The sequence below is a fragment of the Nocardia sp. NPDC019219 genome, from assembly GCF_040632645.1.
Lineage (GTDB): Bacteria > Actinomycetota > Actinomycetes > Mycobacteriales > Mycobacteriaceae > Nocardia > Nocardia sputorum.
This window is the reverse complement of record NZ_JBEYCG010000017.1, coordinates 63,267-90,261: the sequence shown is the minus strand read 5'-3', so window position 1 is coordinate 90,261 and position 26,995 is coordinate 63,267. Positions and strand designations below refer to the sequence as shown.

The window sequence follows — 26,995 nt, the reverse complement described above, 5'->3', positions numbered from 1 at the left end:
CCTATCCGGCACACTTGCGGGCAGCGCACCAGCGGTCCGGCTGATCGGCGCCCCGGCGCCGCCGCCCCCTCGGCAACAGACCGGCAGCGTCCTCTCCTGAGTCCTCCGGCTACGACCGCTGGATGCGCTGGCTGGGCAGCAGGCCCTTCTCCATCCGGCCGCGCACGTCGGCTCGCAGCACCAGGATGAAGCCCCAGACCACGCCGAACACCACGCCGATCACGCCGATGGACAGGTGGATGAACGCGCCGAGCAGGACAAGCACTTGCAGGCCGAGATTGAACGGCAATGCCCAGGACCGCCGCTGCAATCCGGCCCCCAGGAACATCACCACCGCGAGGACCACGAGATAGGTGCCCGACAACCAGGTCACCCCGCCGCCGACGTCCGCCACCACCGGCAGGGCCAGCAGCACCACGATCGCCTCCAGCACCAGCGTCCCCGCCATCACCCCGCGGAACCCCTTCCACGGGTCGGTCGCGGGGGCGGGCACCACCTGCTCGTCTCGGTCGGCCGGTTCGCTCATGCTGGATTTGTTGTCGGCATGAGCGGGGCCCTGCGTGGTCACGCTGCGCTTCCGCCTCCAGGCCTGACCGCTCATGCTGTGCCCTCCTCGGCGTCCGCCGGGCTCACGAAGTGTCCGGCGTTCCTGCGGTGCTTCTCGGCGTCCACGGGCCCGCCGTGGCCGGATAGGCTGCCGTCCGCGCACCCGGCGCTCACGCCGGGTCCTTCCCGAACAGCGCGCGGGCCGCGCCCGCCGTGACCACCGACCCTGTCACGATCACTCCGGCTCCGGAGACCATCTCGCCCGCCTCGCCCACCTCTTCGGCGATCGCGATCGCGGTCTCCAGCGCGTCGGGCAGCGTGGCGGCGGAGACCACGCGCTCGTCACCGAACCGCTGGACCGCGAGGTCGGCGAGCGTCTCCACGTCCAGCGCGCGGGGCGAACCGTTGCTGGTGACGACGATCTCGTCCAGCACCGGCTCCAGCGCGGTGAGGATGCCGGCGGCGTCCTTGTCACCGAGCACCGCGACCACTCCGACCAGTTTGCGGAAGTCGAACTCGTCGGTCAGCGTCGCGGCCAGCGCCTGCGCACCGGCCGGATTGTGCGCGGCGTCGATGAAGATGGTGGGCGCGCTGCGCATGCGCTCCAGCCGCCCGGGGCTGGTGACGCTCGCGAAACCGGCGCGCACGGCGTCCATGTCGAGCTTGCGTTGCGCGCCCGCGCCGAAGAACGCCTCCACCGCCGCGAGCGCGAGCACCGCGTTGCGCGCTTGGTGCTCGCCGTGCAACGGCAGGAAGATCTCGTCGTACACCCCGCCGAGGCCCTGCAACTCGAGTTGCTGCCCGCCCACCGCGATCTGCCGGGCGAGCACGCGGAACTCCGAGCCCTCGCGCGCGACCGCGGCGTCCATCTCGACGGCGCGGCGCAGCAGCACCTCCATCGCCTCCGGTTCCTGCTGCGCGATCACCGCGACGTTGTCGCGCGGCACCAGGCCCGCCGGGGCGCGTTTGATGATCCCGGCCTTCTCGCCCGCGATCGAGGTGAGGTCCGGGCCGAGGTACTCGGTGTGGTCCAAGCCGATCGGCGTGATCACCGCGACCTGCCCGTCGACCACGTTCGTGGCGTCCCAGGTGCCGCCCAATCCCGTCTCGACGACCGCCACGTCGACCGGCGCCTCGGCGAAGGCGGCGAACGCCATGCCGGTGAGCACCTCGAACTTGCTCATCGCGGGACCTCCCGCGGCCGCCGACTGCTTGTCGATCATCTCGACGTACGGCAGCAGCTCGCGGTAGATCTCCACGTACCGCGCGGGCGTGATCGGCGCGTTGTCGATGCTGATCCGCTCGGTGGCCAGTTGCAGATGCGGACTGGTGATCCGGCCGGTACGCCGATGCAGCGCGGTGAGCAGCGCGTCGATCATCCTGGTCACCGAGGTCTTGCCGTTGGTGCCCGCGATGTGGATCGCCGGGTAGCTCTGCTGCGGCGAGCCGAGCAGATCCATCAGCGTGGCGATCCGGGTGAGCGAGGGCTCGATCTTGGTCTCCGGCCAGCGCCGGTCGAGTTCCGCCTCGACCAGCGCCATCTCCGCCAGCTCCACCGGCGAGGGGCCGGAGCCGAGCCGCGCGCCGCCACGGCGCTCGTCGTCGCCGTATTGCGGTTCCGGCTCGTGGTTCACTTGCCGCTCAACTCCGCCAGCCGCGCCCCGATCCGCGCCACCTCGTCGGAGGCGATCTGCTGCCTGCCGCGGATCTTGTCCACCACGTGCTCGGGCGCCTTGGCCAGGAACGCCTCGTTGCCGAGCTTGGCGGCGGTGCCCTGGAGCTCCTTCTGCGCGGCGGCCAGGTCCTTCTCCAGCCTGCGGCGTTCGGCGTCCAGGTCGACCGCGCCCGAGGTGTCCAGCTCCACGGTGACCGTTCCGGTGCTCAGGCGGACCTCCACCGACGCGGTGGCGGCGAACTCGGCCCCCGGCTCGGTGAGCCGCGCCAGGTTCGCCACCGACGCCGCCTGCTCGCCGAGTCCGGCCGCGTCCAGGCCGATCAGCTTGGCCGCGACCTTCTGCTTGTCCGCCAGGCCCTGGTCGCTGCGGAACCGCCGGATCTCCGTGATCAACCGCTGCGTATCGGAAATACGTTGCGCGCCTTCATGATCCGCGGGCACACCGGATGCCTGCGGCCACGGCGCGACCACCACCGACTCGCCGCCGGTCAGCGCCTGCCACAACGCCTCGGTGACGAACGGGATGACCGGATGCAGCAGGCGCAGCACGGCATCGAGCACGGAGCCGAGCACGAGCTGGGTCGCCTCGGCGCGGGCGCCGTCGGCGGCGAACTGCACCTTGGCCAGTTCCAGGTACCAGTCGCACAGCTCGTCCCAGGCGAAGTGGTAGAGCGCCTCGCAGGCCTTGCCGAACTCGTAGGCGTCGAACGCGGCGTCGGCTTCGGCGCGCACCGCGTCCAGCCGGTCCAGGATCCAGCGGTCGGCGTCGGTGAGCTGCGCGCGGTCGGGCAGGTCGCCCACCCGCGCGCCGTTCATCAGCGCGAATTTGGTCGCGTTGAACAGCTTGGTCACGAAGCTGCGCGAGGCGAGCACGTGCGGCTCGCCGACCGAGAGGTCACCGCCGGGCTGCGCGCCGCGCGCGAGGGTGAACCGGGTCGCGTCGGCGCCGAAGGCGTTGATCCAATCCAGCGGGTCGATGCCGTTGCCGCGCGACTTGGACATCTTCTTGCCGAACTGGTCGCGGATCAGGCCGTGCAGGAAGACGTCCTTGAACGGCACCTGGCGCTCGCCGCCCTTGCCCGCGGTCAGCGCGGCGTCCTCGGCCACGTAGGTGCCGAACATCATCATCCGCGCCACCCAGAAGAACAGGATGTCGTAGCCGGTGACGAGCACACTGGTGGGATAGAACTTCTCGAGTTCGGCGGTGGCGTGCGGCCAGCCCATCGTGGAGAACGGCCACAGGCCGGAGGAGAACCAGGTGTCCAGCACATCCGGGTCCTGCACCCAGCCTTCGGGCGCCTGCTCGTCGGGCCCGACGCACACCACTTCGCCCTCGGGGCCGTACCAGATGGGGATGCGGTGGCCCCACCACAGCTGGCGCGAGATGCACCAGTCGTGCATGTCATCGACCCAGCCGAACCAGCGCGGTTCCTGACTCTTGGGGTGGATCACGGTGTCGCCGTTGCGGACGGCGTCACCGGCGGCCTTGGCCAGCGACTCGACCTTCACCCACCACTGCATGGACAGCCGCGGCTCGATCGGCTCGCCGGTGCGCTCGGAGTGGCCGACGCTGTGCAGGTACGGGCGCTTCTCGGCGACCACCCTGCCCTCCCGCGCGAGCCGTTCGCGCACCTTGACGCGCGCCTCGAAACGGTCCATGCCGTCGAATTCGGTTCCGGTGCCGGTGATCCGGCCACGCTCGTCCATGATGGTCGGCATCGGGAGCCCGTGCCGCAGACCCATCTCGAAGTCGTTCGGGTCGTGCGCCGGGGTGATCTTCACCGCGCCCGAGCCGAATTCGGGATCGACGTAGTCGTCGGCGATGATCGGGATCTGCCGCCCGGTGATCGGATGCTCCAAGGTGGTGCCGATCAAGGCCCGGTAACGCGGGTCCTCCGGATGCACGGCCACGGCCGTGTCGCCGAGCATGGTCTCCACCCGGGTGGTGGCCACCACGACGTGCGGTTCGTCGTCGGCGAGCGAGCCGTAGCGCAGCGAGACCAGCTCGCCTTCCACGTCCTCGTACTTCACCTCGATGTCGGAGATCGCGGTGCGCAGCTCCGGCGACCAGTTCACCAGCCGCTCGGCGCGGTAGATCAGGCCCGCGTCGTAGAGCCGCTTGAACATGGTCTGCACGGCGCGCGACAGGCCCTCGTCCATCGTGAAGCGGTCCCGGCTCCAGTCGACGCCGTCGCCGAGCGCGCGCATCTGCCATTGGATGGCGCCGCCGGATTCCCGCTTCCAGTCCCACACCTTCTGCACGAACAGTTCGCGGCCGAAGTCTTCCTTCGTCTTGCCGTCCACCGCCAGCTGCTTCTCCACCACGGTCTGGGTGGCGATGCCCGCGTGGTCCATGCCGGGCAGCCAGAGCACCTCGTAGCCCTGCATGCGCTTGCGGCGCGAGAGCGTGTCCATCAAGGTGTGGTCGAGCGCGTGGCCCATGTGCAGCGTGCCGGTGACGTTCGGCGGCGGCAGCACGATCGAATAGGCCGGCTTGCCACTGCCCGGATCGGCGGTGAAATAGCCCGCGGCTACCCAGCGCTCGTACATCTCGGCCTCCACCTCGCCGGGAGTCCAGCTCTTGGGGAGGGCATCGGCACGATTACGCGTGTTGTCAGGGGCTGCGCTGGTCACCCCGCGATTCTAGAGCCCGCCGATCCGCCGACCTCGGGTCGGTCGACCCCGGTCGCTGGTGTCCGGCGGATCCGCCGGTCGACGCCGCGCGGAATGGCGAGGAAAATCCGCCTGCCGGGCGCCGAAGCGGAGGGTATTCCGCGATGAAGACAAAAAGAGGCGGAGTCTTCGGTGGATGAGGGACACCGAACACTCCGCCCATGTCAGTAGCTTACCGGCGATCCGGGACCGGGCTCGGAATCCATAAGCAATTCTCAGCTTCCGGCATTTCGGACCCCGGATATTCCGCTCAACGGGCGAGCACGGCGACCTCGGCCGCCACCAAGTCGCCGTTGATCGCGATCGCTGCGGCGGAGCCCGCTCCCGCGGCGGAAATGACCTGAGCTGCCGGATTGCTGACGTTGCCCGCGGCCCACACACCCGGCACGCTGGTGCGTCCGGTGGCGTCCGTCGCCACCCAGCCGCCTGCGTCGAACGCGCAGCCGAGCGCGACCAGCACTTCGTCGTTGGCACGGAAAGTCGGCGCGACGAACATGGCGGTCCTCGGCACGGCCCGCCCGTCGGCCAGTTCCACACCGCGCAGCCGGTCGTCCACCACGAACCGGGCGACCTCGCCCTCGACCACCCGGACGCCGCGCGCGTCCAAGCGGGCCCGGTCGTCGTCGGACAGGGTCATCGTGTTCGAGAAGAAGACGACGTCGTCCGACCACTGGGGCAGCAACAGCGCCAGGTGCACCGCACGGGCCAGGGCGCCGGGCTCCGGCCCGCCGAGCACGCCGATCGGCTGGTCCCGGACCTCGTAGCCGTGGCAGTACGGGCAGTGCAGCACGTCACGGCCCCACCGCTCGGCCACTCCGGGCAGCTCCGGCAGTTCGTCGCGCAGCCCGGTGGCCACGAGCACGCGACGAGCCCGCAGCGTCCCGCCGCCACCGAGCCGCAGCGTGTGGTCGGCCTCCCCCGTCCGCTCGGCGCCGACGACGACGTCGTCGATCATCTCCGCGCCGTAGCTCACGGCCTCGGCGGCTCCGCTCGCCAGCAGTTGCGCCGGTGGCATCCCGTCCCGGGACAGGAACCCGTGCATGTGCTCGGCGGGCGCGTTGCGCGGTGCGCCGCCCCTGACCACCGCGACGCGCCGCCGCGCCCGGGCCAGGACCAGCGCACCGGACAATCCCGCCGCTCCGCCGCCCACGATCACCACGTCGTATGTTTCGCTCATCCGCGATCACCTCCATCGACACAGTGCCGTCAGTTCCGGCGATTCAGCAACAAATGTTGCCAAAATCGGGAAAGCGCGGTGCACTGGTGACATGTCTGCACCACCGGCTGTCGCCCAGGCCCTCGCCGATATCGGGCCACGACTCAAAGCGCTGCGCACCCGCCGCAATGTCACGCTCACCGCGCTGGCCGAAAGCACCGGGATCTCCAAGAGCACGCTGTCGCGGCTCGAGTCCGGTCAGCGCAAAGCCAGCCTGGAACTGCTGCTGCCGATCGCGATGGCCCACCAGGTGCCGTTGGACGAATTGGTGGCCGCCCCCGCGATCGCCGATCCGCGGGTCCACACGACGGCGCGGAAGATGAACGGGCTCACCATCGTTCCGCTGACCCGGCAGCCGGGTCCGCTGCAGGCGTTCAAGATCATCATCCCACCCGAGCGCGGCGAACCCGACCCCAAGGTGCACGAGGGTTTCGAGTGGCTCTACGTGTTGTCCGGACGACTGCGGCTGGTACTCGGCGAGCACGATCTGGTGCTCGGCCCGGGCGAGGCCGCGGAATTCGACACCCGCCAACCGCATTGGTTCGGCAGCGCGGGCCGGGGTCCGGTGGAAATCCTGAGCCTATTCGGGTCGCAGGGTGAACGAATGCATCTTCGCGCGCGGTCGGCGGGCCGGAAACGCGCCTGAACCACTTGTGTCTGAAATGTCCGTTATTGCCAAAACGTGAATTTTCCGGACCCTGGAAAGGGTGAATACCCCAAGCGCTCCTCCCCCGGTGAATCCCCAAGAAAAACCAGGGTTTTCCCGGTTGCCGAACACGCGTCGGCTGCGGACGCTGGGAGAGGTGAACCCCCCGCTGGAGGCATACGCCCCCGAACCCCGGCTGCCGGTGCTGGTCCCGGAGACGCTGCACGATCTGCGCGGTCAGACGATCGCGGAGATCCGGTATCCCGCCGCGGCGGCCCTGGTCGTCGCGGGCGTTCCCGGCGCGGGCAAGAGCACCGCGCTGCGTAAGTTCTTCGGCGCCGACGCGGCGGCCACCACGCCGTCGCGCAGTGCCGCCGGAGTGCTGGTGCTCGACTCGATGCAGGCGCGTAATCGCTGGCGGCCCAAGCTGTGGTGGCTGCCCTACCTGCTGTGGCGCCCGCTGGTGCACGTCGCGCACTTCCAGGCCATTCGCGCCGCGTTGCGGGAGGTCAGCGGCCCGGTCGTCATCCACGACTGCGCCACCTTCGGTTGGGCACGCGCTCTGATCGCGCGCTGGGCGGCGGATCGCGAACTGCACCTGCTCATGTTGGACGTGCCCGCGGCGGTGGCCCGCGCGGGCCAGCACAGCCGCGGCCGGAGGATCAACCACGTGGTCTTCCGGCTGCACGTGCGACGCTGGCGGCGACTGATGCGCACCGTGGCGACGCAGCGCCGCCCGGTCGGCCGCGCGTCCCGATCGGTGGTCATCGTCGACCGCGCGGCCGTGAATCACCTGCAGTGCGTGACGTTCGCCTGACCGGACGCCGCCGCGGTCAGGGCACCAGGACGGTCAATGCCGCGGGCACCGCCCGGATCGTGATCGGCAGCGTGCCCGCCGGTTCACCGTCGGCGGTGGCGGGCGCGCCGGCCGCGGTGAGCGTGACGGCCGCGGCGCGGAACTGCTTGACCTCCGGGTGATTCTGCCGTTTGCCCGCCGACAGCGCGGGCAGCAGGCGCAGCATCTCCCCGCGCGACAACGCGCCCACCACGGTCAGGTCGAGCAGTCCGTCGTCCATCAGCGCGTCCGGGCAGATCAGCATGCCGCCGCCGTAGGTGCGGGTGTTGCCGACCGCGACCATGACCGCCTCGGTCACCAGCTGCGCGCCCGCGCCCGGGTTGGTCAGCCCGTCGGTCACCGCGTCCACCAGCTCGACCCGGTAGGGCACGGTGAAGCGCCCGGAGATCTCGGCCAGCGCGGCGACGGTGTAGCGCAGTCTGCCCTTCGGCCAGCGCATCTCGTTGGCGCGCAGGGTGACCCGCGCGTCGAATCCGGTGCCCGCCACCGTGGCGAACCACATCGGCGGGTCGGAGGACTCGATGCGGCCGAGGTCGATCGTCCTGGTCCGCCCACGCAACACCAGCGAGGCGGCGGCCTGCGGATCGTCGGTCGGCACGCCGAGTTCTCTGGCCAGATCGTTGCCGGTACCGGCGGGAATCATGCCGAGCGCCACGCCGGTCTCGGCGACGGCGGGGAGGGTCACGTTGATCAGGCCGTCGCCGCCGACGCAGACCACGGCATCGGGTCTCGCGCCGCCCGCGATCAAATCCCGCACCTGCCGAACTGTTTCGGCGGCCGAGGGAGCGCATACCTGCGTGACCTCCGCGCCGCCCGCGCGGAAGCGGGCGATCGCGACGCTCGCCGCGTCACCTCCCCTGCCGTGCCCGGACCGCGGATTGGTCACCACGGTGATCTTGCGCACCGGCGAATAGTTGTTCACGGCACCAGCTTTCCGGGATTCAGGATGCCCGCCGGGTCGAGTTCGGCCTTCACCGCACGCAGCACGCGCACGCCTAGATCGCCCACTTCGTCCGGCACCCACGGACGATGATCGGTGCCCACCGCGTGGTGGTGGGTGATGGTGCCGCCGCTGGCGACGATGGCGTCGCCCGCGGCGCGCTTGGCGGCCTGCCACTGGGCCAGCGGGTCGTCGAGCTGCTTGGCGACGACGGTGAAGTACAGCGACGCGCCGGTCGGATAGGTGTGCGAGATGTGGCACATGACCAGGGGCGGAGTGCCCTGCGCACCGAGCGAATCGGTCAGTGCCGCGGTGACCCCCGCCTTCAGCGCGCTCAGATTCGACCAGGTGGTGGCGGTCTCCAGCGTTTCGCAGAGCACGCCCACGTCCAGCAGCGCGTCGCGCAGGTACGGGGCGGCGAAACGACCGTGCTCCCATTCCCGGGCCGGTGTCTCCCCCAAGGACGCGCCACCCGCGGCGGCCAGCACGGCGGCCGCTTCGGCGCTGCGTGCGGCGACATGCGCCGCGCTGCCCTCGTAGGTGGTGATGGCCAGGCATCCGGCCACGGGGTTGCCGCCGATATCGCCGGAGCGGGCGAGATTGATCCCGGTCTCCGCCTCGTCGGACAAGCGGAGCACAGTGGGCGCCGCGCCCGCCTGCACGACCGCGCGCAACGCGGCGGCGCCGGTCGCGAAATCGGGGAACGCCCAAGCTTGGTAGGCGACAGTTTCCGGAACCGGATGCACCCGCAGCGTGACCTCGGTGATCACGCCGAGCGTGCCCTCTGATCCGACGAACAACTCGCGCAGGTCCGGTCCCGCCGCCGAGGCGGGCGCGCGCCCGAGTTCGAGCGTGCCGCTGGGGGTGGCGATCTTCAGCCGCTGCACCATGTCGTCGAAACGGCCGTAGCCCGCCGAGGCCTGGCCGGACGACCGCGTCGCCGCGAAGCCGCCGAGGGTGGCGAACTCGAAACTCTGCGGGAAATGACCGAGGGACAGCCCGTGCGCGCCGAGCAGTTCCTCCGCGCGCGGACCGGTCACGCCCGCGCCCAGGGTGGCGGTGCCGCTGACCGGATCGACCTCGGTCAACCCGGCCAATCTGCGCAGATCAAGGGCGATCACGGTATCGAAGCGTCCGCGCACGGGATCGACGCCGCCGACCACACTGGTGCCGCCGCCGAACGGGACCACCGCGACGGCGTGCCGCGCGCAGTAGCCGAGCACGGCGAGGACCTCGTCGTGATCGGCCGGGAAAACGACGGCGTCCGGCGCGTCCTGCGGCCCCTCGGCCCGGCGGCGCAGCAGATCGGGCGTGCTCTTCCCGCCGGCGTGCCGCAGCCGATCGCGGTGGTCGGCCGACACGTTGCCGGGGCCGACCACCTCGACCAGCCCGGCGCGCCGCTCGGGCGTCAACGCCGATTCGCGCAGTGGCACGTCGCCCTCGTCGCGGCGCGCCACCGGGTTGCCGGAGACCCCGAACACCTGCGTCAGCAGACCGCGGACCCGTTCCGAAAGTGGCTGGTGAGCAGCCGCAACGCCCCAGGCATCCCAGACCATGCTCGCCGCCGAGTCGCCCGGGCCGGTCTTCGCCGACCGGGCCGGATCGCCGTCGGTGTGCTGCTGCGTGTCCACCATGCGTTACAGTTTGACATATACTGTCAAGCAGTAACGAACAGATGGAAATTCTTCCTGGCCGACGCTCCGCCGTCGGCCGCTCGACCCCGGTGGTGACGCTTTGACCGCTCCCGACACCTCCGCCGAGCACCTCTCGGCGACCGACCTGGCGATTCTCGACGCCGCCCGCGCCTGCGTGGAGGAGTTCGGCGTACGCCGCACCACACTCACCGAGGTGGCGCGGCGGGCGGGCGTCAGCAGGCCGACGGTCTACCGTCGCTGGCCGGACACCGGCGCGCTGGTAGCGGAGTTGCTGGTGCGCGAGCTGCGCGGGATCGTGGCGGCGACCATGCCGTCGGCGGGCAGCGCACGCACCAGGTTGGTGGAGGGCGTGGTCGCCGGGGCGGCGACGGTCCGGACGAATCCGTTGTTCGGCAAGATCTTCCGCACCGACACCGATCTGATGCTCACCTACGTCTTCGGCAGGCTCGGGCGCAACCAGCGCGCGCTGATCGAACTGTTCGCGGCGGGCATCCGGGACGGCCAGCGGGACGGCTCCATCCGCGCGGGCCATCCGGAGCGGATGGCCACCATGCTGCTGCTGATCGCCCAGTCCGCGGTGCAGTCGGCGGGCACCGTCGCACCGCTGCTGGCGGGCGAGCACCTCGACGCCGAACTCCGTCGCGCGATCGACGGGTACCTCGACGATCGCGCTCACGAAACGGCCGAAGACGCGGCCCGAGCGCAATCGTGATCAGTACCAGCTCGCGGCGTTCCCGCTGCATCCGAAAGGCATGTGATGAGCACTGAGCCAATGCGTACCGGAGACTCCGCGTTGAACGCCGCGCGCCGCGCCACGGATTTGTCGCGGCTCGGCGACGGCGCCGAGATCGACGTCCTGGTGATCGGCGGCGGCGTCACCGGCGCCGGAGCCGCACTGGACGCCGCCGCCCGCGGACTGCGGACCGTGCTGGTGGAACGCCACGACCTGGCGTTCGGCACCAGCCGCTGGAGCTCCAAGCTGGTGCACGGCGGCCTCCGGTATCTGGCGAGCGGCCGGGTGGGCATCGCCCACGAGAGCGCGGTGGAACGCGGCATCCTGCTGCGCACCACGGCGCCGCATCTGGTGCGCCCGCTGCCTCAACTGGTGCCGCTGCTGCCGAATGTCGGCACGACGCAAGCCGCTCTGGTGCGCGCCGGTTTCCTGGCGGGCGATCTACTCCGGCGCGGCGCGGGCACACCCGCCGCGCTGCTGCCCCGGTCCCGGCGCGTCGCCGCCGCGGAAGCCGTACGGCTCGCGCCGACCGTGCGGCGCGCGGACCTGCGCGGCGGCCTGCAGGCATGGGACGGGCAACTGGTCGACGACGCACGCCTGGTCGTCGCGCTGGCGCGCACGGCCGCGGCGCACGGCGCGCGGGTCCTGACCCGCGTCGAAGCGCGCGAGGTGACCGGGCAGTCGGCGACCCTGCGCGACACCCGCACCGGCGAGACCCTCACGGTGCGACCGCGCACCGTGGTGAACGCCACCGGCGTCTGGGCCGATCAGGTGGACCCGAGCATCCGGCTGCGCCCGAGCCGGGGCACACATCTGGTGTTCTCCGCCGAGTCCTTCGGCGGCCTCAGCGCGGCGCTCACCGTCCCGGTGCCCGGCAGCATCGGCCGTTTCGTGTTCGCCTTCCCCGCCGCGCACGGCCGGGTCTACCTGGGCTTGACCGACGAGGACGCGCCCGGCCCGGTGCCCGATGAGCCCGAGCCCACCGGGAGCGAAATCGATTTCCTGCTCGACACGATCAATCCCGCCCTGCGAGAGCCGTTGACCCGCAGCGACATTCGCGGGTCGTACGCCGGATTGCGCCCACTGCTGCAGACCGCCGACGACAGCACGGCGGACATCTCCCGGCAGCACGCGGTGCTGCGTTCCCCGACCGGAGTCGTCACCATCGTCGGGGGCAAGCTCACCACGTACCGGAAGATGGCCGAGGACGTGATCGACGCCGCGGTCACGCACGGCGGTCTCGCCGCGGGGCCGTGCCGCACCCGGCGGCTGCCACTGGTGGGTGCGGTCTCCGGCGCGGCACGCGACCGCATCGACGCCCCGCCCGTGCTGATCGAGCGTTACGGCAGTGAGGCGGCCGACGTACTGGCCGCGGCGCGGCGCGATCCGGCGCTCGCCGAGCCGGTCGCACCCGGAATGGACGTGCTAGGTGCGGAGTTCGCGTTCGCGGTGTCGCACGAGGGCGCGCTCGAGGCGGGAGACCTGCTGGACCGGCGCACGCGCATCGGCTTGGTCGCCGAGGATCGCGCCGCCGCGGCGGCCGCGGCCGCGCGCGCCTTCGCCTGACCGCACCGCGGGTTCAGTCCATCGACCACTCGGACAGGTCCGCGCGCATGCACGCGCGCGGCCAGCGGTCGAGGCCGTGGGCCCGTTCGGCGGCACGCAACGCGATCAGCCCCGGCGTCTCCTCGTCCGCCGCCAGGTACCGGAAGCCGAGCCGCTGGTAATACGGGCCGTTCCACGGCACCTCGGTGAAGGTGGTCAACGTCATCGCGGGCAGGTTCGCGGTGGCGGCCCATCGGGCGGCCTGGTCGAGCAAGCGTTTGCCGATCCGGCGGCGGGCGTGGTCCGGATGCACCGAAACCTGCTCGATATGGGCGTTTCCGTCGACCACGCCCACGATCAGGTAGCCGATCGGCGGGTCGGCGTCGCTCCATACCCAGGCGCGCCCGGCCTGCAGGAACTCGCGCAGCGTCGCCTTCGAAGGCGGTTCGTCGTCGGCTACGGCCGTCATGCCGAGTTCCGCGAACGGCTTGCCCGCCGCACGTTCGATCTCTTGCAGCACGGGCAGGTCTTCGCTTGTCGCGGGCCGGATCACCGGCCCATTGTGCAACGGCGCGCCCGACGCGGACCACCGAATTTCACTCCGCCGGGGTGGCTAGGATGCCGTTGATCAGCACTCGCACCGCCCATGCCGCGCGTGCGTCGCCGTCACCCGACAGCAGAGCCTGCCGCATGGCCACGACGGTCGGATAGCGGTCGGCGGGCAGTTCGGCGAAGCGCCGCTCCATCGCGGCGAGATACTCCTGTTCGCTGCCGCCGCCGGTGTCGTGCGCGCTCTGCTCCGCCGCCGCGGCCGTGATGTGCAGATAGAGCAGGTCCACCGCCCACGACGCGGTGCGCTCGTCCAACCCCGCCTCGATGAGCGCGCCGAGCATCAATTCCACCAACCGCACCGCGTTGGGACTGCTCGGGATCACACCGAGCGCGACGAGCGCCAGCCCCTCGTGCTTGCTCATCGCCGCCACCATGGTGTCGGCCAGTGCGGTGAGCCGCTCCCGCCAGTTCGCCCCACCCGGCTCCGGGACGCCACCGAGGACATGGTCGAGCATGGCGGCCATCAGGTCGTCGCGATTGGCGACGTACACGTACAGCGAGGCGGCGCCGGTGTCCAAGTCCTGCGCCACCCGGCGCATGGTCAGCGCCGCCGCGCCGTCGCGATCCAGAATGCGCAGACCGGTCTCGACGATCACCTCGCGACTCAGCGGAGCTTTGGCCGGGCGGGCCCGGCGGCTGACGGCTGCTGCGCTCATGGGCCGAGCATAACCAGGGACGAACGGCGTTCGGGTGACCGGCGCAGGTCGGGGGTGCGAAACATGCGGGATACCGAGACACGGACCGAGAACCGATCCGGCCGCTGGTTCCGCAACGACCCGCCAGGACGCCGTCGCGACTTCCGGCACACCCCTGTCGCCGCAGTGTCATCCCCGGGCGTACCTGCCCCGCAACTCGGTTGTGCTGCACGCGCGACCGGATCGCAGCCCGCGCGACCACTGCGATCTCGCTGACGCGGAGCCGTCGGCCCACCAGAGAGTTGGGCTGATCCGGGTCCACCGTCCTGGGGCCGGGGCCGGCGAACCACTCACCCTGAGCGCCGGTAGTGTCCGCAAACCTCGAACTGTGACTTATGACATAGCAGGAGACGACGAGCATGACCGTCGCCGACTGCGGAAAACACCCCAACGTGCAGCTCACAGCCTTGGTGATAGTGGAAGCAACCGCTCGTGAGAAGGCGCGCGCCCGAGCGTGATTCGGGGACCGGGCGGTGCGCCGGAGGGTTCCGGCATTCCGCTTCGCGATGCTCGCAGACCCCGGTTCGGTTGTCGCCGACGCTCTATGCTGGCTTCGGAATGCCGGTAGTGCGCCGGGAAGGAGGGCGCGGGTGCGCAGGAAACCGTCCACCGTGGGTGTCGCACCGGGCGACGGGCTCGTCGCTCGCTTCGGTGCGGTCGTCGCCTACCTCGGAGCCGAAACGACCTCCACGGACCGGATACTCGGCACCATCGAAGCCGTGGCCGAAGGAGAGCATCCCGGCGCCGCGCTCGCCCAGCGCTTGGCCGCGGTGATCTTCGGCAGCACGGTCCAACCGCCGCCGTTCGGCGTGGTCGCGCCGACCGACGACGGCTTGCTGATTCTGTTGCGCGGACCGGTGACCGCCGAGATCCAAGGTGCGGAGGGCACCCGCCGCCTCGACGGCGGGCGCGCGTTCACCTGGGTCGACGAGATCGTGCGCGAACCGGTGCGCCGCATCACGATCGGCGCGGACACGGGGACGCCGCCGACCGCGCTCCCCCGCACGGATCTGCGGGCGGGCGTGGTCCCCGGCGGCGGTTTCGTCATGCACGCCGCGGTGCGGCGCGCCGGGAAGACCGTCGAGCCGCGCACCTCCGAGCCCGCGGCACAGGGCGAACCAGAACCCACAGCGGCGGCCGGTTTCGCCGCGATGCCCGAACCGACCGGCGCCGCCGACGCCGTCGCCCAGCCGAAGCCGGTCGCCCGCCCGACCGACTCGGCCCCGGTCGCTCGGCCGACCGACTCCGCCCCGGTCGCCCGCCCGACCGACTCGGCCCGTCTCCTGGCCAAACCACGTCCGCCCCGGCACGTCACCGATCGCCCGCTCGCCTGGTCCCAGGTGCAGCCCGCGCACGAACCGGTCGCTCCGCGCGAAGTTCCCGAGAACGGTGCGACGCGAACCGCGCGCCCGGCGGCGCCGTCCGGCGACGCGGCGGCCGGTGCGCTGGTCACCGAGGACGGCGCGGCCTACCCGTTGAACCGCGCCTACGTCATCGGGCGCGGGCCGCAAGTGGACGAATCGGTGCGCGCCGCCACCGCCGCGCCGATCGTCATCCAGCGCGACCGCCACGTCTCGCGCGTCCACGCGTATGTGTCGGTCGACGGCGGCAAGGTGTACGTCCGGGACGCCGCCGCCACCTCGGGCACCTTCATCGCCGGTCCCGGCACCGATCAGTGGACCAGGATCAGCACGTCGCCGACCGAGCTCCCGCCGGGCTGGCGCGTCCGCATCAGCGAGCGGGTCCTCACCTACCGCGGCGACGAGCAGCGCACGGGCGCGGCAGATATCGCGGCAGCGCGCCGCCGATCCTGACGGCCGGATTCCTCCACCGACGCAAGCGCGGTATCGGTCACCCGGTCCGGCATCCACAGACAGCGTCGTTCGCCCGGATCGGTGCGACATACGCAGAGCGCGGGCCGCACGCACCGGCCCGATGCCACATGCACAAAGCACGGCCGCAGTACGCACCGCCCGATCGGAATGCGGTGGGGGGCATTCCCTCCCGCGCGGTCGCGATGTCTCGGGCGACCACGGCGCGGCCCACATCGCCCCGCCCGAGCACGGCAACCCTGGGCACCGCACGGCCCCACGCGAGCGGTGCTGACGCCCGGTCGGCCGGTCCCCGCCCGGTTCGGACCGCGCGGAGAGGACAATGGCGGCATGCACCGAAACGGACCGAGCCGCGACATCGACGAGTCCGAGCTGACGGTGACCCCGCCCGAAGAGCAGGCCGCGGGCGTCACCGCCGTGGCGGTGGCGCTGAAGCGCTCGATCGAGGAAATGGGCGTCGTGCGCACCGCCCGCACCTTGGCGCGGGTCAATCAGGTGCACGGCTTCGACTGCCCCGGCTGCGCGTGGCCGGAGCCGACCGGCCATCGCAGGCCCGCCGAGTTCTGCGAGAACGGCGCGAAGGCCGTCGCCGAAGAAGCCACGCTGCGCACGGTGACTCCGGAGTTCTTCGCCGCACACTCCGTGGCGGAGCTGAGCGAGAAGTCCGGCTATTGGCTCGGTCAGCAGGGCCGGCTGACCCACCCCATGGTGCTGCGGCCCGGCGACACCCACTACCGCCCCATCGCCTGGGACGACGCCTACCACCTGATCGCGGACACCCTGCGCGGACTGGACTCACCCGACGAGGCGGTGTTCTACACCTCCGGCCGCACCAGCAACGAGACCGCGTTCCTCTACCAGCTGGTGGTGCGCAGCTACGGCACCAACAACCTGCCGGACTGCTCCAACATGTGTCACGAGTCCTCCGGCACGGCGCTGTCGAGCTCGATCGGAATCGGCAAGGGGTCGGTCTCCATCGACGACTTCGCCAAGGCCGACCTGATCGTGGTCGCGGGACAGAATCCGGGCACCAACCATCCACGGATGCTCAGCGCGCTCGCCGCGGCCAAGGCCGCGGGCGCACGCGTCGTCGCGATCAACCCGCTGCCGGAGACCGGGCTGTTGGGGTTCCGGGATCCGCAGACGGTCAAAGGCGTCACCACCGGTGTGCCGATCGCCGACGATTTCCTGCAGATCCGCCTCGGCGGCGATATGGCCCTGTTCCAAGTGCTGGGCCGGCTGCTGCTGGAAGCCGAGGATCGCGCGCCCGGCACGGTGGTCGACCGGGCGTTCGTCGATGCCCACTGCGCCGGCTACGCGGAGTACGAAAAGCACGTGCGCGCGGTCGATCTCGCCACCGCCGAAGAGGCCACCGGTTTGAGCCGGACCGAACTCGAGCACACCGCGCGGGTGTTCGCCGGCGCGAGCAACATCATCGTGTGCTGGGCGATGGGCTTGACTCAGCAGGCGCATGCGGTGGCCACCATCGAGGAGGCCACCAACCTGCTGCTCTTGCGCGGCATGATCGGCAAGCCGGGCGCGGGGGTGTGCCCCGTACGTGGGCACTCCAACGTGCAGGGCGACCGCACCATGGGCATCTGGGAGAAGATGCCCGCCGCTTTCCTCGACGCCCTCGACCGCGAGTTCGGCATCACCAGCCCTCGCGAGCACGGCTTCGACACCGTCGCGGCCATCCGCGCCATGCGCGACGGACGCGCGAAGGTCTTCTTCGGCATGGGCGGCAACTTCGTCTCCGCCACTCCGGATACCGGCGTGACCGAAGCCGCGCTGCGCGGCTGTGCGCTGACCGTGCAGGTCTCCACCAAACTCAATCGCAGCCACGTCGTGCACGGTCGCACCGCGCTCATCCTGCCGACGCTCGGCCGCACCGACCTCGACCTCGCCCCCGACGGCGGCAAACAGCAGGTCTCCGTGGAGGACTCGATGTCGATGGTGCACCTGTCCACCGGACGGCTGAAACCGGTCAGCGACCAGCTGCGCAGCGAAGTCGCCATCGTCTGCGAACTCGCCCAGGCGCTCTTCGGTCCCGGGCACCCGGTGCCGTGGGCGCGCTTCGCCCGCGACTACGACCACATCCGCGACGCCATTGCTCGCGTCGTGCCCGGCTGCGCCGACTACAACACCAAAGTGCGCGCGCGCAACGGCTTCCAGCTTCCTCACCCGCCTCGCGACGCCCGCGAATTCCGCACCGCCACCGGCAAAGCCAACTTCGCGGTCAACGAGATGAGCTGGCTGCCGGTCCCCGCGGGCAGGCTGATCCTGCAAACGCTGCGCAGCCACGACCAGTACAACACCACCATCTACGGTCTCGACGACCGCTACCGCGGCATCCACAACGGCCGCAAAGTAGTGCTGGTCCACCCCGACGACATCACCGCGTTCGGCTTCCACGACGGCGATCTGGTCGACCTCGTGTCCGAATGGACCGACGGCACCGAACGCCGCGTCGAGGGCTTCCGCCTGGTCTCCTACCCCACCCCACGCGGCAACGCCGCCGCCTACTATCCCGAAACCAATCCCCTCGTGCCGCTGGACCATGTCGCGAAACGCTCGAACACACCCGTCTCCAAGGCAGTCACCATCCGTCTCGAGGCTGCACCGGCATGAGCGGTCAGGCCCGGAGGCGGCAGCGCAGCGTAACCACGCAGGGCCCCGCCCATGCCGGAATCGGACACAGCATGAGCGGTCAGGCCCGGAGGAGGCAGCGCAGCGTGACCACGCAGGGCGAGGGGTACAGCGCATGAGTCGCGTCACCGCTCGCCGCCGGATGCGCCGGATCACTCCCGGCGCGGACATCCAGCGCCCGGACACCCTCGCCGTCGAGGAGCCGCTGGAAATCCGCGTCGGCGGGCAGTCGCTGACGGTCACCATGCGCACCCCTGGCAACGACATCGATCTGGTGCACGGATTCCTGCTGAGCGAAGGCATCATCGGCTCCGCCGAGGACATCGTGGCGGCGCGTTACTGCGCGGGCACCGACGAGCAGGGCCGCAACACCTACAACGTCCTCGACCTCACCCTGCGCACCCCCGTCCCGGTGCGGACCCGATCCTTCCTCACCACCGGAGCCTGCGGGCTGTGCGGCAAGACCGCTCTGGACGAGGTCCGCACCCGCACCCGGTTCCCCCTGTCACCGGGCGGCCCCGCAGTGGACACCAGCGTCCTGGCCGCCATGCCGGACCGGCTGCGCGACCGCCAGTCCGTCTTCGACGCCACCGGCGGCCTGCATGCCGCTGGCCTGTTCACCCCCGGAGGCCGACCGCTGGCCGTTCGGGAGGACATCGGCAGGCACAACGCCGTCGACAAGGTGATCGGCTGGGCGCTGCGCGAAACCCGCGTTCCCGCCCGCGATCTCGTGCTGATCGTCAGCGGGCGCGCATCGTTCGAACTGGTGCAGAAAGCCGTCATGGCGGGGATCCCGATGCTCGGCGCGGTCTCGGCGCCCAGTTCGCTGGCGGTCGACCTCGCCGTTGACGCCGGGCTCACCCTGGTCGGATTCCTCCGCGGCGACACCATGAACATCTACAGCGCCCCCGAACGGATCAACAGCGATCCGGAAGCCTCCTTGTTGGCCTGACTCACTATTGCCCGCGCCGGATACCCGTTTTACCGTGACTGCACGGGAGCCGAAACGGGTTCGGCGAGAACGGAGTGGCCGATGCGGATCTCGCTGGAGGGGAACTCCGAGGGCCTGCGGGTACGGATGCGATTCCAGCAGCACCGCCGCCTCTTGCTCACGCGGATCGTGCTGGCCGTCCTGGCGGCGCAAGGAGCGATCGTGGGCCTCTGGGCCACCCTCGCGCCGCAGTCCTGGTACACCAGTTTTCCGGGGTTCGGCATCCGGTGGGTGGCGGCCGACGGCCCGTACAACCACCACCTGGCGGCCGACGTCGGATCCTTCTTCCTGGCGCTGACCGCGGTGACGATCGCCGCGCTGGTGGTCGACCGGACCACGGCGGCCCGCCTCGCGGGCATCGGCTGGCTGACCTTCGGGGTCCCGCATTTCCTGTACCACGTCCTGCACCGGCCCGCCGGACTCGGCGCGGCGAGCCTCACGGCCAGCCTGATCGCGGCGTTCCTGCTCGTGGCCGGTGGAGCGGTCTGCGTCTTCCTACCGCCACGCGGCGACCTGCCGCTGTCGGATCCGCAGCCGGTCACCCTGCGTTTCCCGCGCCGCCGTCCGCGCGCCGCCGCCGACCGGCGAGCCCGGGACGCCCGTGGGAGATCACCACGGGCGTGATCCGGTGCGTCCGCGGATGACGCCGCGTTCGCCGAATTCCCCGCCCTCAGTCCTTCAGCGCATCGAGCAGTGCCGCGCGCTGACGCGCGCCCAAACCACCGATGCGGCGGTCCTCGGGGATCTCCGCCTGATCCATCAGCTTGGCGGCCTTCACCGGCCCGACACCGGGCAGCGCCTTGATCACCGCAGCCACCTTGGTCTTCTTGACCAGCTCGTCGGAGTCGGCCTTCTTCAGCAGGTCCGCGACCGAGACCTTGCCCGCCTTCACCTTGCCGATCAGTTCGGAGCGTGCCTTGCGGACCGCAGCCGCCTTGGCCAAGGCCTCGGTACGCTGCTCTGCGGTCATGGTAGGCAGTGCCATGTCTCCTCCGCTTCCACTCGTCACTCGAACGTCTGGTTGACCGGACCGAGTAAACAGCACGGCACCGGGTGCGCAAGCTCGACACACCGGGGCGCGAGCAGCGGAAATAGCGAGGAATCTCCCTGATCCACGCCGTCGGAAGCGACGCACGGCCGACCTCCGCCGGGCGAAACGGACGAAACGAACCGAGGTAACGCGGGGCGCGCGATTCCCGACAGAATCAGCAGACATCCGACGCGGGTCATGGTTCAACGGCGAACCAGGGGGATCAACGGCGATCCCCCGAGCCCGGATCCGGTCGACCACTCCGGACGGCGCCCGATCCCGCGACGACAGAGCGACAGCACGCCGCGCACAGCCGTGACAGCATGGCGGCATGGCGCCGAGCACTCCGCCGAGCACGCCCTCGTCCGCGGTTCTGTGGCTGTGGGCCGGGCAGGCGATCTATCGCGGGCCATCACTGCGCCTGAACGCGCATTCGACCGCGGTCGACTGCCTCGCCGTGGGGGTGGACGCCCCGTTCACGCTCGAGTCCGGCGGCGACGCGCACGTCCTTGGCAGCGCGCTGATCCCGCCGCGCCGGATGCACCGGCTGGTCGCGGGCGGCGACCGGATGCTGTTCTGCTATCTGGATCCGGGCTCGCGCGGCGCGCGGGCATGCCGCGAGCGGATGACGCGGTGGCACAACGAATTCGGACTGGGGCACCGGGCGGATGCCGCACTGGCCGCCGAGGCGACGCAAGCGCGTCCCGATCCGTGCGCGTTGGCCGGACTCGCCGGAACGGCGCCGGTCACCGCGCCGGACCACCGAGTGGCGGAGGCGATGGCGGCCCCGCTGGCCGATCCGGCACGGGACATCCCCGCCGACCGGTTCGCCGCGGCCGCGCACCTGTCGGAGTCGCGCTTCCTGCACCTGTTCGCCGCACAGGCGGGGACCTCCTTCCGGCGGTACCGGCTCTGGGCCAGGATGCTCGGCGCCGCACGCGCGGTCGCCGAGGGCGCGAACCTCACCGTGGCGTCGGCGCACGCGGGGTTCGCCAGCCCGTCCCACTTCAGCGACGCCTTTCGCACCCTGTTCGGACTGTCGGCCACCACGCTGCTTGCCACCGGAGTCCGGATCGTCGTGCTGGACGAAGCGGAGGGGATCGAATCGGGCTCGCGACCTTGCTAGGCTACGAATTAGAACACGTTTCACTTCGGAGGAGACTCGATGGCCAAGCAGATCCGCGACGTGGTCGAGCAGTACGTCAAGCTGGTGGGCTCGGGCCCGACCGAGGACATCGTCGAGCTGTACGCGCCCGACGCGGTCGTGGAGGACCCGGTCGGCACCCCACCCAAGCGGGGCCACGCCGCCATCCGCGAGTTCTACGAGGTGATCGCCGCGCTGGAGCGGGAGACCGAGCTGCGGCCCGAGGACGTCAGGATCGCGGGCAATCAGGCCGCGTTCCCGTTCACCATCGTCACCAAGGTCGGCGGACAGCGCTTCGTCCTGTCGCCGATCGACGTGATGGAGTTCGACGAGGAAGGCCGGATCACCGGGATGCGCGCCTACTGGAGCCAGGAGGACATGCGGGTCGAGCCCGAGTAGCGCGCGCGGGGGCCGGGTGCGCCACGTCACATCGCGGCCCCATCACATTCCGGCACGGTCTCTCGTCCGAGAAGTAGGAACCAGATCCGCTGATCGAAGGAGATCGACATGGGCGCCACCCGTATCGCCGCCGTCACCCCGCAGCAGGCCGGACCGACGACCAAGCTGCTCTACCGGCTGGCCAAGCGCCGCTTCCGCGAAGTGCCGGAGCCCTTCGCCGTCACCGCCAACCATCCGGGACTGCTGCGGGCCGGCGCGATCCACGAGACCATGGTCGACAAAGCCAGCACCGCCCTGCCCGCCGTCATCCGCGAGATCGCGGTTTATCGCACGGCGTGGACCATCGGCTGTTCCTGGTGCGTCGACTTCGGCGCCATGCTCATGCGCCTGGGTGAGCTGGACGTCGCACGGCTCGAGCACATCGCGGACTACGCGACCTCGCCGCTCTACTCCGAGGACGAGCGCGCCGCCATCGCCTACGCCGACGCGATGACGGCCACGCCGACCGCGGTCACCGACGAGCAGGTCGCCGACCTGGAGCGGCGCTTCGGCCGTGCCGGTGTCGTGGAACTCAGTTATCACATCGCACTGGAAAACTCACGCGCGCGGTTCAATTCGGCGCTCGGGATCACCGCGCAGGGCTTCAGCACCGATTCGTGCCGGGTGCCCTGGGCGTGAAAAGGGCCGTGGCGCTGCGGAAACGTTCAGGCCGACCTGGTCTTTCAGCGCCGCGGCCACTCCGGACTGTCGCTCCGGCCCGGAATGCACTAAGAATATGAGGTGTTGACGTCGGCTGGCCGTATCGCGGTCGGCGAACTGCCGTGGCGGATTTCGCCGCTCGGCGGGCCGTGCCGGCGTCTTCGGTTTCTCGAGTTCCCCTCCGCTCAACCGTTTGGAGCCGCATGCTCGACGAACAGACCCCGGACGATGACGTCGCACGGCTGGCGAGACGAGTCGAGAAGGCTCGCGGCCGTCTCGCCTACCAGTTCGACCCGGCACTGACCGGCGCGCTGTCGGAGGAGGAACTGCTCGCGGAACGCGAACTGGCCGAACGCATCCGGACCCAGGATCGCGACCAGCGCTGGAAGCAGGCCGAGGCGTCCGCCTCGGCCTCCGACCGGTCGCGGCACACCGCGGAGGCCATCGAGAAGGCCGAGATCCGAGACCTGCTGCTGGCGCGCAAGGCCATCGCCGCGCAGCGGCGCGCGTCCAGCCCGCATGCCAGGCTGGCGTCGCTGTACCGGCACCGCTCCTGGTCGCTGGGCGCGCTGGCGGGCGTGGTGGCCGCCGGGATGCTGTGGTCGGCGGTCAACGTCCAGCACAACATCGCGCCGGGCGGACCGACCGATCCGCTGTACTGGTTCAGCTACCTGCTCGAAGCGATGATCAGCGTGTCGCTGATCATCATCATGATCGGCACGAACAAGGTCACCGAGTGGGGCGTGCTGGACAACCGCAGCCAAGTGGCGGCGGCCGAGGTCGCCTTGCTCGCGCTCACCGTGGGATTGAACACCTACCCGTACGTGAGTGCCGGGCGGTGGTTCGACGCCGCCGTGCACGGGGTCGCCCCCGTGATGATCGGCGTCGCGCTGCTCATCCACGACGCGGCGAGCGCGCGGTACGGACGCGCCATCAGCTACGCCACCGAGCAGGTGCGGAGCCTGCCCGACCCCACCGGGCACGACCCCTTGCCGGAACGCTCCTCGGAGAACATCCGCACCGGTGCGGACACCGGCCTCTCGCTGGATCTGCACGCCCCGATGGTGCAGGGCGCGCACAGCTAGATATCGCTCGGTAAACGCAGCAGAGATTTTGTCACGTCGCGGGGCGACTGCTCGCACCCCCGCGATGGGCGGTGCGAAGCGGCGGACCTATTACTACGGGTATCGCCGCTCGACCGCGTCCTTGGCCTCTTTCAGCCCGCACCCCGTCAGCTCGCGATACCGCTTGATCGCGTGAATCTTCTTGCCCTGCCTCAGGAGTGCGTCGACCTCGACCATGCCGTCGCCCCGCGGGACGTGCGGCACCGCAGGCGGACGTGCGACCGCAGGGGCCTCGATGCCCAACTGGGCCATGATGAGATCGAGCTTGACGTGCAACGCGTCGACCTTGCGCTCCAAGCGCCGGTTGGCGAACATGATCCGATCGTAACGACCGGCGGCGCGCGTCAAGCTACGTCGAGTACGGCGTCGGCGAGGCTCGTCCTGGTCTCGAAGCGCCCGAGATCATCGGACAGTTGCAGCAACCGGTCCACACACCGCGTGCCGGTGACCAGGCGCAGCCTGCGCCCGGTCTGCGTCAGCACGGACCGCGCGTCCACCAGGACATGCAGCCCGGCGACGCCGAAGAACGTCACTTTGGACAGGTCGAGGACCACCAGGGGCGCCGCCGTGCCCAGCGAGCCGATCACCCTGCGGCGGAACACCTCGACGGTGTAGTGGTCGACCTCCCCCGCGAGCGCGCATAGCGTGACCAGATCGCTCGGGGCGGTAACGGAGATCTTGAGCCGCTCGGCGGGGTGATCGGCATTGCGAGCAGCGTTGAGAACGTACGTGGGGTTGGCCAAGCCTGCCGACATGCGGACCTCGGTCCTGTCGCCCGCAGCGAATCTCCGGACGGATCGCTTGCGGATACCAATGCGCTCCGGACCAGAGTGCCGCCGGAACTAGGCTGTTTGCTCAACCCTCACGCAGGAGTACCCCCGAGGAGGGGTCGCCACACCCGTATTACGCCGACTTCTCCCGGCGCTCCGAACGCTGCGGCTTGCGCGGCACGATGGTGGGCAGCACATTGTCGTTGACCGTGTCCGCGTTCACGACCACCTTCGCGACGTCGTCGCGGCTGGGGATGTCGTACATCGCGGGCTGCAGGACCTCTTCCATGATCGCCCGCAAGCCGCGCGCGCCGGTGCCGCGCAGAATCGCCTGGTCGGCGACGGCCTCCAGCGCGTCATCGGTGAACTCGAGGTCGACCCCGTCCATCTCGAACAACCGGACGTACTGCTTGACCAGCGCGTTCTTCGGCTCGGACAGGATCTTGACCAGCGATTCCTTGTCCAGATTCGTCACCGAGGCCACGACGGGCAGACGGCCGATGAACTCGGGGATCAGGCCGAACTTGATCAGGTCCTCGGGCATGACATCCGCGAAGTGATCGGTCGTGTCGATCTCGGCCTTGGACCGCACCTCGGCGCCGAAGCCGATGCCGCGGTGGCCGGTGCGGTCGGAGATGATCTTCTCCAGACCCGCGAAGGCGCCCGCCACGATGAACAGCACGTTGGTGGTGTCGATCTGGATGAACTCCTGGTGCGGATGCTTGCGGCCGCCCTGCGGCGGCACGCTCGCCTGGGTTCCCTCCAGGATCTTCAGCAGTGCCTGCTGCACGCCCTCACCGGACACGTCGCGGGTGATCGACGGGTTCTCGCTCTTACGCGCGATCTTGTCGACCTCATCGATGTAGATGATGCCGGTCTCGGCGCGCTTGACGTCGTAGTCGGCGGCCTGGATCAGCTTCAGCAGGATGTTCTCGACGTCCTCGCCGACGTATCCGGCCTCGGTCAGCGCGGTGGCGTCGGCGATGGCGAACGGAACGTTCAGCATCTTCGCCAACGTCTGGGCCAGGTAGGTCTTGCCACAGCCGGTGGGACCCAGCATCAGGATGTTGGACTTGGCCAGCTCCACGGTCTCGCCGCGGCTGTCGCGACCCTTGTCACCGGCCTGAATGCGCTTGTAGTGGTTGTAGACGGCCACCGCGAGAGTGCGTTTGGCGGTGTCCTGGCCGATGACATAGTTCTCCAGGAAGTCCCGGATCTCGGCCGGCTTGGGCAGCTCATCGAGCTTGACCTCGCTGGACTCGGCGAGTTCCTCCTCGATGATCTCGTTGCAGAGATCGATGCACTCGTCGCAGATGTACACCCCTGGTCCCGCAATGAGCTTCTTGACCTGCTTCTGGCTCTTTCCGCAGAACGAGCACTTCAGCAGATCGCCGCCATCTCCGATGCGCGCCATCTCGTGGGTCCCTACTTCCTTGTCCGCGTGCAACCGTCCGTCCAGGTTGCCAGCTGTCCACCACTTTCGCAGCCGCAAACGCATCGGCTGATTCGTGGCCGGTGGGCAGTGCTGTCAACCGGGAGCAAAGGTCCCTAGGTCGACCGTACCCGGTGTTCGGGATGGAGGTCGACAACTCGCGCATGTTTCTCGCGCGGGTTGTGCGAGTTGTCACGACGCCGAAAGACGAAGCGCTCGCCGGATCGGACAATCGACACCTCCGGACCGCCCGGCGCGCCGCGCCGGGGTTCGAACAGATTCTCGAACCCACGGCGGCGCGTAAGCGGTCCGGCCGGGCGGCATGCCCCATTGCATACTTCCCGGCCGGAATTCCCTGTGATAGAGCGAATTCGAGCGAATCGCCGCCGGGATCGGCAATTCGCACCGCCGTCCCGGCCCGGCCGGAAACGACGATCGGCGCCTTATTTCTGCGCGCTCAGCTTGCGGTAGTCGAACACCGTGTCGATGATCCCGTACTCCTTGGCCTCCTCGGCCGTCAGGATCTTGTCACGGTCGGTGTCCTTGCGGATGGTGTCGGCATCCTTGCCGGTGTGCCGCGCGAGGGTGGTCTCCATCAGGCGACGCATGCGCTCGATCTCGGCGGCCTGGATCTCCAGGTCCGACACCTGCCCCTGGATACCACCCTCCAGCGACGGCTGGTGGATCAGCACGCGGGCGTTGGGCAGGCAGGCGCGCTTGCCGGGAGTGCCCGCGGCCAGCAGCACGGCCGCGGCCGAGGCGGCCTGGCCCAGGCAGACCGTGGCGACGTCGGCGCGCACGTACTGCATGGTGTCGTAGATGGCCATCAGCGAGGTGAACGAGCCACCCGGCGAGTTGATGTACATGGTGATGTCGCGGTCGGGGTCGAGCGACTCCAGCACCAGCAGCTGCGCCATGATGTCGTTCGCCGAGGCGTCGTCCACCTGCACGCCGAGGAAGATGATGCGCTCCTCGAACAGCTTGTTGTACGGGTTGGACTCCTTGACGCCGAAGCTCGAGTGCTCGATGAACGACGGCAGGATGTAGCGCGCCTGCGGGCTCTGCGGTGCGATGCCGGACAGGCCGGCGCGCGGGTCGATCGAATTGGCCATCTGAGTCTCCAAAGTCGGTGCGGC

25 protein-coding genes are annotated in these 26,995 nt (G+C 70.1%); 12 read left to right on the top strand and 13 right to left on the bottom strand.

All coding sequences use genetic code 11. From position 1 onward, the window contains the following. Window positions 1-109: 109 nt before the first annotated feature. The 4 genes from ABZ552_RS26990 to ABZ552_RS26975 all read right to left on the bottom strand — a co-directional run bounded on the left by ABZ552_RS26990 (window position 110) and on the right by ABZ552_RS26975 (window position 6,071). The gene (locus tag ABZ552_RS26990; protein WP_357440716.1) at window positions 110-526 is read right to left on the bottom strand and encodes a DUF4233 domain-containing protein; all 417 of its coding nucleotides are present in this window, start codon (window positions 524-526) and stop codon (window positions 110-112) included. A gap of 190 nt (window positions 527-716) precedes the next feature. After that, on the bottom strand, window positions 717-2,087 hold the full coding sequence (locus ABZ552_RS26985; protein ID WP_281881108.1) for a folylpolyglutamate synthase/dihydrofolate synthase family protein: 1,371 nt from the start codon (window positions 2,085-2,087) through the stop codon (window positions 717-719). 89 nt (window positions 2,088-2,176) lie between these two features. Further along, on the bottom strand, window positions 2,177-4,855 hold the full coding sequence (locus tag ABZ552_RS26980) for a valine--tRNA ligase (protein WP_281916896.1): 2,679 nt from the start codon (window positions 4,853-4,855) through the stop codon (window positions 2,177-2,179). Window positions 4,856-5,144: 289 nt separating this feature from the next. Beyond that, a complete protein-coding gene (locus ABZ552_RS26975) occupies window positions 5,145-6,071 on the bottom strand; it encodes an NAD(P)/FAD-dependent oxidoreductase (RefSeq protein ID WP_357440570.1) in 927 nt (308 codons plus the stop codon). 91 nt (window positions 6,072-6,162) lie between these two features. Here ABZ552_RS26975 and ABZ552_RS26970 point away from each other — a divergent pair, with 91 nt between their 5' ends. After that, the gene (locus ABZ552_RS26970; protein ID WP_281874947.1) at window positions 6,163-6,756 is read left to right on the top strand and encodes an XRE family transcriptional regulator; all 594 of its coding nucleotides are present in this window, start codon (window positions 6,163-6,165) and stop codon (window positions 6,754-6,756) included. A 157-nt stretch (window positions 6,757-6,913) separates the two neighbouring features. Then, window positions 6,914-7,573, top strand: coding sequence for a hypothetical protein (locus tag ABZ552_RS26965; protein ID WP_357440566.1), 660 nt, complete (start codon window positions 6,914-6,916; stop codon window positions 7,571-7,573). Window positions 7,574-7,589: 16 nt separating this feature from the next. Here ABZ552_RS26965 and ABZ552_RS26960 read toward each other — a convergent pair whose 3' ends face one another. Together ABZ552_RS26960 and ABZ552_RS26955 are read right to left on the bottom strand one after the other, a co-directional pair. Further along, entirely contained in the window at window positions 7,590-8,516 is a 927-nt protein-coding gene (locus ABZ552_RS26960) for a YegS/Rv2252/BmrU family lipid kinase (RefSeq protein WP_357440714.1), read from the bottom strand. Window positions 8,517-8,530: 14 nt separating this feature from the next. Continuing rightward, entirely contained in the window at window positions 8,531-10,108 is a 1,578-nt protein-coding gene (locus ABZ552_RS26955) for an FAD-binding oxidoreductase (protein ID WP_357440712.1), read from the bottom strand. Window positions 10,109-10,286: 178 nt separating this feature from the next. Between ABZ552_RS26955 and ABZ552_RS26950 the strand changes: the two genes are divergently transcribed. Both ABZ552_RS26950 and ABZ552_RS26945 read left to right on the top strand, forming a co-directional pair. Continuing rightward, complete coding sequence (locus ABZ552_RS26950; RefSeq protein ID WP_281874949.1) at window positions 10,287-10,919, top strand: TetR/AcrR family transcriptional regulator; 633 nt, start codon at window positions 10,287-10,289, stop codon at window positions 10,917-10,919. 45 nt (window positions 10,920-10,964) lie between these two features. Beyond that, the gene (locus ABZ552_RS26945) at window positions 10,965-12,506 is read left to right on the top strand and encodes a glycerol-3-phosphate dehydrogenase/oxidase (protein ID WP_281916893.1); all 1,542 of its coding nucleotides are present in this window, start codon (window positions 10,965-10,967) and stop codon (window positions 12,504-12,506) included. Between the two features lie 13 nt (window positions 12,507-12,519). Here the strand turns inward: ABZ552_RS26945 and ABZ552_RS26940 are convergent, their stop codons facing one another. After that, window positions 12,520-13,038: a GNAT family N-acetyltransferase gene (locus ABZ552_RS26940; protein ID WP_281874951.1), complete on the bottom strand. Its 519-nt coding sequence runs from the start codon at window positions 13,036-13,038 to the stop codon at window positions 12,520-12,522. Between the two features lie 43 nt (window positions 13,039-13,081). Next, window positions 13,082-13,753: a TetR/AcrR family transcriptional regulator C-terminal domain-containing protein gene (locus ABZ552_RS26935; RefSeq protein WP_357440561.1), complete on the bottom strand. Its 672-nt coding sequence runs from the start codon at window positions 13,751-13,753 to the stop codon at window positions 13,082-13,084. Between the two features lie 629 nt (window positions 13,754-14,382). On the opposite strand from ABZ552_RS26935, the gene ABZ552_RS26930 reads away from it, so the two are divergent. The 4 genes from ABZ552_RS26930 to ABZ552_RS26915 all read left to right on the top strand — a co-directional run bounded on the left by ABZ552_RS26930 (window position 14,383) and on the right by ABZ552_RS26915 (window position 19,885). Then, window positions 14,383-15,606 carry an FHA domain-containing protein gene (locus tag ABZ552_RS26930; RefSeq protein WP_357440558.1) on the top strand — a complete coding sequence of 408 codons (1,224 nt, stop codon included), beginning with the start codon at window positions 14,383-14,385 and terminating at the stop codon, window positions 15,604-15,606. A 348-nt stretch (window positions 15,607-15,954) separates the two neighbouring features. Further along, a complete protein-coding gene (locus ABZ552_RS26925; protein WP_281874954.1) occupies window positions 15,955-18,252 on the top strand; it encodes an FdhF/YdeP family oxidoreductase in 2,298 nt (765 codons plus the stop codon). Between the two features lie 133 nt (window positions 18,253-18,385). Beyond that, window positions 18,386-19,222 carry a formate dehydrogenase accessory sulfurtransferase FdhD gene (gene fdhD, locus ABZ552_RS26920; protein WP_281874955.1) on the top strand — a complete coding sequence of 279 codons (837 nt, stop codon included), beginning with the start codon at window positions 18,386-18,388 and terminating at the stop codon, window positions 19,220-19,222. A gap of 81 nt (window positions 19,223-19,303) precedes the next feature. Beyond that, entirely contained in the window at window positions 19,304-19,885 is a 582-nt protein-coding gene (locus ABZ552_RS26915; RefSeq protein ID WP_281874956.1) for a hypothetical protein, read from the top strand. Window positions 19,886-19,931: 46 nt separating this feature from the next. On the opposite strand, the gene mihF is transcribed toward ABZ552_RS26915, so the two are convergent. Further along, window positions 19,932-20,246 carry an integration host factor, actinobacterial type gene (gene mihF / locus ABZ552_RS26910; RefSeq protein ID WP_029895202.1) on the bottom strand — a complete coding sequence of 105 codons (315 nt, stop codon included), beginning with the start codon at window positions 20,244-20,246 and terminating at the stop codon, window positions 19,932-19,934. A 376-nt stretch (window positions 20,247-20,622) separates the two neighbouring features. Between mihF and ABZ552_RS26905 the strand changes: the two genes are divergently transcribed. The 4 genes from ABZ552_RS26905 to ABZ552_RS26890 all read left to right on the top strand — a co-directional run bounded on the left by ABZ552_RS26905 (window position 20,623) and on the right by ABZ552_RS26890 (window position 23,618). Further along, window positions 20,623-21,417: an AraC family transcriptional regulator gene (locus ABZ552_RS26905; protein WP_281874959.1), complete on the top strand. Its 795-nt coding sequence runs from the start codon at window positions 20,623-20,625 to the stop codon at window positions 21,415-21,417. Between the two features lie 39 nt (window positions 21,418-21,456). Then, window positions 21,457-21,834 (top strand): nuclear transport factor 2 family protein, encoded by a 378-nt coding sequence (locus ABZ552_RS26900; RefSeq protein WP_281874960.1) that lies wholly within the window; start codon window positions 21,457-21,459, stop codon window positions 21,832-21,834. Window positions 21,835-21,942: 108 nt separating this feature from the next. Next, the gene (locus ABZ552_RS26895) at window positions 21,943-22,512 is read left to right on the top strand and encodes a carboxymuconolactone decarboxylase family protein (RefSeq protein ID WP_281874961.1); all 570 of its coding nucleotides are present in this window, start codon (window positions 21,943-21,945) and stop codon (window positions 22,510-22,512) included. 224 nt (window positions 22,513-22,736) lie between these two features. After that, window positions 22,737-23,618 carry a hypothetical protein gene (locus ABZ552_RS26890; RefSeq protein ID WP_281874962.1) on the top strand — a complete coding sequence of 294 codons (882 nt, stop codon included), beginning with the start codon at window positions 22,737-22,739 and terminating at the stop codon, window positions 23,616-23,618. 93 nt (window positions 23,619-23,711) lie between these two features. Here ABZ552_RS26890 and ABZ552_RS26885 read toward each other — a convergent pair whose 3' ends face one another. The 4 genes from ABZ552_RS26885 to ABZ552_RS26870 all read right to left on the bottom strand — a co-directional run bounded on the left by ABZ552_RS26885 (window position 23,712) and on the right by ABZ552_RS26870 (window position 26,971). Continuing rightward, window positions 23,712-23,972 carry a 50S ribosomal protein L7/L12 gene (locus tag ABZ552_RS26885; RefSeq protein WP_281874963.1) on the bottom strand — a complete coding sequence of 87 codons (261 nt, stop codon included), beginning with the start codon at window positions 23,970-23,972 and terminating at the stop codon, window positions 23,712-23,714. 29 nt (window positions 23,973-24,001) lie between these two features. Beyond that, a complete protein-coding gene (locus ABZ552_RS26880; protein ID WP_281874964.1) occupies window positions 24,002-24,412 on the bottom strand; it encodes an STAS domain-containing protein in 411 nt (136 codons plus the stop codon). 148 nt (window positions 24,413-24,560) lie between these two features. Further along, window positions 24,561-25,841, bottom strand: coding sequence for an ATP-dependent Clp protease ATP-binding subunit ClpX (gene clpX / locus ABZ552_RS26875; RefSeq protein WP_281881112.1), 1,281 nt, complete (start codon window positions 25,839-25,841; stop codon window positions 24,561-24,563). Between the two features lie 461 nt (window positions 25,842-26,302). After that, window positions 26,303-26,971 carry an ATP-dependent Clp protease proteolytic subunit gene (locus ABZ552_RS26870; protein ID WP_043721507.1) on the bottom strand — a complete coding sequence of 223 codons (669 nt, stop codon included), beginning with the start codon at window positions 26,969-26,971 and terminating at the stop codon, window positions 26,303-26,305. Window positions 26,972-26,995: the final 24 nt, after the last annotated feature.